The organism is Dethiosulfatibacter sp., from assembly GCF_983023055.1.
The window spans coordinates 1-7,645 of sequence record NZ_CEZJXU010000073.1 but is presented as its reverse complement, the minus strand read 5'-3'; the positions used below and the strand labels follow the sequence as shown (position 1 = coordinate 7,645).

Here is a 7,645-nt window from a genome sequence, read left to right as displayed (position 1 = left end):
GCTGTTCTTGGAATGGCGGGACTCATAGTAAAAATAATTGGTGCGATATACCGCATACCTTTGACTAATTTGATAGGCACTGAAGGAATAGGATACTATCAGCCTGCATACCAGGTTTACAACCTATTGTTGGTGATATCCCTTGCTGGATTTCCAACAGCAATAGCAAGGCTTGTATCTGAAAAAAGAGCATTGGACAATCCTGAAGGAGCCCATCAAATATTTAAAATTTCAATGAAGGTAATACTGATAGTTAGTATATTGTCTTCACTTGTGATTTTTATTTTTGCCCAAAATATTGCGAATTCAATAGGATATCCGGGAACATACTATTCACTGCTGGCATTGGTGCCTGCACTGTTCATCGTGCCTGTCATGAGTGTATACAGAGGATATTTCCAGGGAATGCAGAATATGGTACCAACGGCCATGTCTCAGGTCGTCGAACAGTTTATAAGATTTGCAACGGGACTTTCCCTTGCATATATCCTTGTAGATAAGGGTCTGCCTGAAGCAGCTGGAGGAGCATCCTTCGGAGCATCGGCAGGAGGAATAGCAGGATTCATTTTAATTTTCTGCATATATTTCAGAAAAAGGAAAACTATTAAGGAAAACATAGCAAAAGCTGGTAGCAATAGAATTGATGATACTAAAAGCGTTGTGAAAAGACTTCTTGTAATAGCAGTTCCAATAACAATTGGTGCTTCAATAGTTCCCCTTATGGGTCTAATAGATGCGAAGCTAGTTTCAATGAGGCTTTTGCAGATAGGATATACAGTCAAGGAAGCTACTGACATGTATGGACAATTGAGCGGAACAGCACAGACCTTTATCAATTTTCCACAGGTCTTTTCAATAGCAATAGCAATGAGTCTTGTGCCTAGCATATCGGAAGCATTTACAATTCATGATAATGAAAATCTCAATCAGACAGCAAATCTTGGAATAAGGACATCACTTATTATTGGACTTCCTTCTGCTTTTGGACTATATATATTATCGGAACCTATAATAGCGTTGTTTTATCCTGCGCTTGGACAGGACAAGCATGTAAGCGTAGGACATTTGCTGGCAATACTTGCAGTAAGCGTAGTGTTTTTAACACTGGTACAGTCTCTGACTGCAATACTCCAGGCTGTTGAAAAGCAAAGAATACCTGTAAAGAACCTGGCAATAGGAGCTGTAGTGAAAATAGTGCTGACCTATGTACTTGTTGGAATGCCTGATCTCAATGTAAAGGGAGCAGCCTTGAGTACAATAGCTGCATATCTTACAGCTGCAGTTTTGAACTATATTGACCTTAAAAAATATACAGATATAGATGTAAGCATAATAAAGGTTGCTTTAAGACCGTTTATTGCATCAGCAATAATGGGAGTAATAGTATATGGAGTATACACTCTTGGATTTGGCATCCTTGGAATGAAGCTTGCGGCGCTTTTTTCCATAGTTGTTGGAATCGCTGTATATGCAATTGCACTGCCGGTTACTGGTACAATTACAAGCCAGGATATGGATCTTCTTCCAAAGGGAGACAAAATTTATAGCATAATGAAGAAAATAAAACTTATGAAGTAGGTATAAAATGGGTAAGATAAGTATAATGGGTCTTGGGACGGGAAAAATGGATGAGATGTCAGTCAAATCATTCAAATTATTGAATGATGATATTTCAAAGTTTTCAAGAACTTCAAGACATCCTGTATTCAAGGAAAACAGTTTTGACAATCTTGTTCAATTTGATTCAATATTTGAAGAAAAGGAAAATATTGAAGATGTCTATATTGAAATAGAAAAAATACTTAAGACGGAAATGGATAAAAAAGGACATATTTTGTATATTGTGCCTGGGTCTCCATATAACAGTGATGTAATAATTGAAAGATTGATGAGTAATGATAAAATCGAGACGGAAATAATCGACAACATGAGTTTTCTCGACAAAGCCGTCAAAATGGCATCATTCGAGGGCAATATAAAAATCATGAAGGGCAGTGCTGAAAATTATGATTTTGATATCCATTCAGGCAATATTGTGTGCAATATCGAAAGTCTTAGTGTGGCAACGAAGATAAAGCTTGAAATGACTGAAGTGTACCCGCCGGACTGTAAAATTCAATTATTTGACGTTTTAGCAAATAAAAATGATGAAATTTCATTGTTCGAGCTGGATAGACAAAAAAAATATGATTATTCCACATATATTTTCATTGAAAGTATTGAAAAATCAACGTTAGGGTTGTATAATATTATTGATTTAAAAAAGACGATGTCCTATTTAAGAGGATCCGAGGGTTGTCCTTGGGATAGAAAGCAAACCCACATGTCATTAAGAGAATGTGTCATCGAAGAAGCATATGAAGTTGTAGATGCTATTGAAAAAGATGATATAGAAAATATGGTGGAAGAGTTGGGTGATTTACTGCTCCAAGTGGTATTCCATTCACAGATTGCTGATGAAGAGGGATATTTTAATTTTGAGGATGTTACAAAGCATATTTGCGAAAAACTCATAAGAAGACATCCACATGTTTTTAAGGACAAGGTGGCAATAGATGAAGAAGAAGTTCTTCAAACATGGGAAGAGATAAAGAACCTTGAAAAACAGGTTGAATCATATACTGGAAAATTGCAAAAAATACCAAAAGCAATGTCTCCTCTATCAAGAGGATACAAGATACAAAAAATTGCAGCCGAAATAGGATTCGATTGGCCGGATATAAGCGGAGCTATCGACAAGGTGAAGGAAGAACTGCAGGAACTTATGGAAGCTTATGAATCCATGGAAAAGGATAAAATTGAAGAAGAACTGGGAGATCTATTCTTTTCACTCATAAACTTCTCGAGATTTCTTAAGATCAATCCTGATATTGCACTCAGCAGAACCAATACAAAATTCATTAAAAGATTTGGATTTATTGAGAAGAATGCTGAAAAAGACTTAAAACAGATGACATTAGAAGAAATGGACACCCTATGGGAAACATCAAAGAGGCATTAATTCCTAAAGGAATTTGCAATATTAAATTTATATAGGAGGGTTTTATTGTGAATAAAGCTGAATTAGTAGCTAACATGGCAGAAATGGCTAAGAGTGCGGGAAAAGAAGGAACTAAAAAAGAGGCAGAAATGTACCTTAACGCTTTCATGGACACAGTTAAAGATGAATTGGTTAAAGGTGAGAAAGTACAATTAGTTGGATTTGGAACATTTGAAGTAAGAGAGAGAAAAGCAAGAAAAGGTAGAAATCCAAGAAATCCAGAGCAAGAAATTGAAATACCAGAATCAAAGGCTCCTGTATTCAAAGCAGGAAAATCCTTGAAAGAAGCAGTTAACGTATAATAAGAAATGACTAAATCAGACCGCGATAATGGGTCTGATTTTTCATTACCCACCCGTGGCAAAGAGAATGGATGGAAGAAGGAGCAAATATGAGAATTGACAAGTTTTTGAAAAATTCCAGAATAATAAAAAGAAGAACCATTGCAAAGGAAGCCTGTGAAAAGGGAAGGATAATGGTAAACGGCAAGTCTGCAAAGCCAGGCACAGAAGTACAGATTGAGGATGTAATAGAAATCATATTCGGAGATAAGACTATGAAGGTGGCTGTTGAGCAGCTTACGGAGCATGTAAAAAAGGACGATGCCCAGGCAATGTACAGGATTCTTACTTAGAGTAAATTGAATTTTTAAATATATATCAATCTTGACAAGGGCGGTAAAATAATATATATTTTATGTATTAGAACAAAGCGACTCCTAAGCTATATAAAAGACTTTGAAGGGAAGAGTAGGTTTTGAAATGCAGCAAAGAGAGCCGGAAATGGTGAAAACCGGTCTGCAATAGAAGCTGAAGATGGTCCCTGAGTTGCAGGATTGAAATAAAGTAGGTCCTGTCGCAGTCCAGCGTTACGGGCAGGTTTATAACCCTGAGGTGTATTTCGCGAGGAATTCACGAAAAAGAGTGGTAGCACGGATATATTCGTCTCTTATTATTTAATAAGAGGCGTTTTTTATTTATTGATATTTGGAAACACAATTACAATTTACATTTGAGGGTTAGCATGGGGAAATAACATTCCACATCAACTCCCTACTCCGTCGGTACGACAAAAATCACAAAACACCTTGAAACGTTGGTGTTTAGCTACCGGTACAACAAATCTTATATTTAAATTATGATTGTTGATACCTATTAGCCGAGACCTCGCTGATATGAAATATTATTTCTTTAAGCAGGAGACGTTGTAGTAAAATTCAAAGCCTTGTGTTTCCAGAAGTGAGTGAATAGAAATACAGCACTCGTTTTAATAAATAGTAATAAGATACGAATTAAACTTAGAGTAAAAAGGAGCAATTATGAGCAAGGAAAAATATTATATCACTACGGCTATTGCCTATACTTCGGGCAAGCCGCATATAGGAAATACTTATGAGATAGTTTTGGCGGACAGTATTGCAAGGTTCAAAAGACTTGCAGGTTACGACGTGTTCTTTCAGACAGGTACTGACGAGCATGGACAAAAGATAGAGCTAAAGGCAGAAGAGGCTGGAGTTGAGCCGCAGCAGTTTGTTGATGGAGTCGCTGAAGAAATCAAGCGGATTTGGGACATAATGAATACTTCTTATGACAAGTTCATCAGAACTACTGACGAAGATCACAAGGTAGTTGTGCAAAAGATATTCAAAAAACTTTACGATCAGGGAGACATATACAAGGACGAGTATGAAGGATGGTACTGTACTCCAGACGAGTCTTTCTATACTGACGGTCAGCTAGTGGAAGGCAAATGCCCTGACTGTGGAAGAGAAGTATACAAGACCAAGGAAGAGGCTTACTTCTTCAAGCTCAGCAAGTATGCCGACAGACTCATGAAGCATATAGATGATAATCCTCACTTCATCCAGCCTGAATCCAGAAAGAATGAAATGATAAACAATTTTCTTAAACCTGGTCTTCAGGACCTTTGTGTTTCAAGGACCTCGTTTAAATGGGGAGTACCTGTAACCTTTGATGAAAATCATGTAATCTATGTATGGATTGACGCTTTGTCAAACTATATTACAGGACTTGGCTACACTCCTGATGGTGAGTGTGGAGATCTCTTCAAGAAATACTGGCCTGCAGATGTACATTTGATTGGAAAGGATATTTTAAGATTTCATACCTTATATTGGCCGATTATGCTTATGGCACTTGATGTTGAACTTCCAAAGCAGGTATTTGGACATCCTTGGCTTTTAGTTGGAGATGGAAAGATGAGCAAGTCTAGAGGTAATGTAATCTACGCGGATTTTTTAGTAGATCATTTTGGAGTTGATGCAATAAGATACTTTGTACTTCACGAGATGCCTTTTGCGAATGACGGAACAATTACATATGAACTTCTAATAGAGAGAATAAACTCGGAGCTTGCTAATATTCTTGGAAACCTTGTTAACAGAACTATTACAATGGTAAACAAGTATTTTGACGGTAATATCCTTCCACAGGGTGAGCTAGAAGCAATAGACAGGGAACTTATAGAACTTGCCCTTGCAACTCCTGTTAATGTAAATGATAAGATGGACGACTTGAAGGTTGCCGACTCAATAGATGAAATATTCAAGCTTTTGAGAAGGAGCAACAAGTATATAGATGAAACTATGCCTTGGGTTCTTGGTAAGGACGAGACAAAGAAGGAAAGACTTGGAACAGTACTTTACAACCTTCTTGAGTCAATAAGGATTGCAGCAGTTCTCCTTGAGCCATACCTTCCTGAAACATCGGAGAAGATAATGAGCCAGTTGAACACAAACGTCAAGGGATGGGACAGCCTTAGAGAATTCAATGGAATAAAAGCAGGAGACAAGGTTGATACTCCTGAGATTCTTTTCTCTAGAATAGATGCAAAGAAGAAGCTTGTTGAGCTTGGTGGAGAACCTGAAGAAGTTGAAAAGCCAAAGGAAGTAAAGAAGGAACAAAAAAACAAGAAGAAGGATAAGGAAGAGATATCAATAGATGATTTTGCCAAGCTTGATATGAGACTTGCAGAAGTGATATCAGCTGAAAAGCATCCTGATGCAGACAGACTTCTCGTAATTCAACTTAAGGTTGGAGAGGAAAAAAGACAGGTTGTGTCAGGAATCGCAAAATGGTACGAGCCTGAAGACCTTGTTGGCAAACAAGTTGTAATGGTTTATAATCTAGCACCAGTAACACTTAGGGGAGTTGAATCCCAGGGAATGATACTTGCTGCAACAAAGGGTAAGAAGCTAACTCTCATTTCCACTCTTGAAGATTTCAAGAATGGAGCAAAAATATCTTAGGAGATAACTTATGATAATGTATCAAGGTGTTCTTGTATTTGCAGCATTTATATTGGTTCTGAATATTAAGAATAAAATAAAAAACGCAAAAAATAAAGGGGAAACCCTTATGAAGTTCAGTTTGGATAACAGGATAATGAATATGGTAAGTTTAATGGTTTTTGGACTACTTGCACTGATGGGAGTCTCACTGGTGAAAAGTCTTCAGACCGGTAACGAAATACCAAAGCTAGAAATGCTCCAGTATGTTTCCACCATAGTTCTTTTTGTAGCAGTAACGCTTAATACCTTTGGGAATACACAACTTACTGAAGGGGGCATATTAAAGAGCAATACCCTTATTAAATGGGAAGATATCATATCTATTGAATGGACAGGATTCAACAAGAAGACCTGCAAGCTCTTAGTCAGCTATAAAGTAAGTGAAACAACTAGAAGGCAAAAAATCACAGTTAAAGACGACAAGATTGAGAAGGAGAAAGCTGCTTCTTTAATCAAGCAGTACAGAAAAGCTTCTAAAAAGAAAAAGTAGGTGTAGAAATGTTGGTAGACAGCCATGTGCATTTGGACGATAAAAAATTTGATGACGACAGGGAAGCGTTGATTGAGAGATTTGAGGAATCAGGCCTTGCCTATGTCCTTCATTCTGCATACGACCTTCAGTCGTCAATAAAAGCGGTAAATGCTTCTGAGAAGTATGACAGAATCTACGCTTCTGTGGGATACCATCCCCATGATGTAAAGGATCTGACATACGATACATTGGAAGTAATAAAATCACTAACTAAAAAAGACAAGGTTGTGGCAGTTGGCGAGATAGGACTTGATTATTACTATGACAATTCACCTAGGGACATTCAAAAGAAATGGTTCAGAGAGCAGGTAAGGATGGCAAGGGATCTTGACATGCCATATATTATCCACGACAGGGACGCCCACGGAGATGTCCTTGAAATAGTGAAGGAAGAAAAATACAGCAACACAAGAGGCATATTGCATTGCTTTTCAGGTAGTGTGGAGCTTGCAAGAGAATATGTGAAGCTTGGATTTCTAATATCACTGGCGGGACCTGTAACTTTCAAGAATGCGAAAAAAGCAAAGGAAGTAGCAAGGGAAATACCCCTTGAACATCTTCTAATAGAAACGGATTGTCCATATCTTACTCCGGTACCATACAGGGGAAAGAGGAATGAGCCGGCCTATGTAAGATACGTAGCCGAGGAAATAGCAAGGATAAAGGAAATACCATACGAAGAGGTAGCAGATGCAACAACTGAAAACTTCATAAGGTTTTTTGGTATTTAGATTTTTGAATGCACCTTCAATTATGATATAAT

The 7,645-nt window shown here is 37.6% G+C and carries 7 protein-coding genes and 1 other annotated feature; all 7 genes read left to right on the top strand.

Going from position 1 to position 7,645, the window contains the following annotated elements:
- Positions 1–1,578, top strand: a 1,578-nt coding sequence (locus tag AC3AX0_RS04175) for a putative polysaccharide biosynthesis protein (protein WP_487549049.1), incomplete at its 5' end; no start/stop codon positions are given.
- A 7-nt stretch (positions 1,579–1,585) separates the two neighbouring features.
- Positions 1,586–3,001, top strand: coding sequence for a nucleoside triphosphate pyrophosphohydrolase (mazG, locus tag AC3AX0_RS04170; RefSeq protein WP_487549048.1), 1,416 nt, complete (start codon positions 1,586–1,588; stop codon positions 2,999–3,001).
- A 47-nt stretch (positions 3,002–3,048) separates the two neighbouring features.
- Positions 3,049–3,342 carry an HU family DNA-binding protein gene (locus tag AC3AX0_RS04165; protein WP_487549047.1) on the top strand — a complete coding sequence of 98 codons (294 nt, stop codon included), beginning with the start codon at positions 3,049–3,051 and terminating at the stop codon, positions 3,340–3,342.
- An 89-nt stretch (positions 3,343–3,431) separates the two neighbouring features.
- Positions 3,432–3,674, top strand: coding sequence for an RNA-binding S4 domain-containing protein (locus tag AC3AX0_RS04160; RefSeq protein WP_487549050.1), 243 nt, complete (start codon positions 3,432–3,434; stop codon positions 3,672–3,674).
- A gap of 94 nt (positions 3,675–3,768) precedes the next feature.
- Positions 3,769–3,992, top strand: a binding site (T-box leader).
- 366 nt (positions 3,993–4,358) lie between these two features.
- The gene (gene metG / locus AC3AX0_RS04155) at positions 4,359–6,308 is read left to right on the top strand and encodes a methionine--tRNA ligase (protein ID WP_487549046.1); all 1,950 of its coding nucleotides are present in this window, start codon (positions 4,359–4,361) and stop codon (positions 6,306–6,308) included.
- Positions 6,309–6,318: 10 nt separating this feature from the next.
- The gene (locus AC3AX0_RS04150; RefSeq protein WP_487549045.1) at positions 6,319–6,840 is read left to right on the top strand and encodes a DUF5673 domain-containing protein; all 522 of its coding nucleotides are present in this window, start codon (positions 6,319–6,321) and stop codon (positions 6,838–6,840) included.
- A gap of 8 nt (positions 6,841–6,848) precedes the next feature.
- Positions 6,849–7,613: a TatD family hydrolase gene (locus AC3AX0_RS04145; RefSeq protein ID WP_487549044.1), complete on the top strand. Its 765-nt coding sequence runs from the start codon at positions 6,849–6,851 to the stop codon at positions 7,611–7,613.
- Positions 7,614–7,645 lie beyond the last annotated feature (32 nt).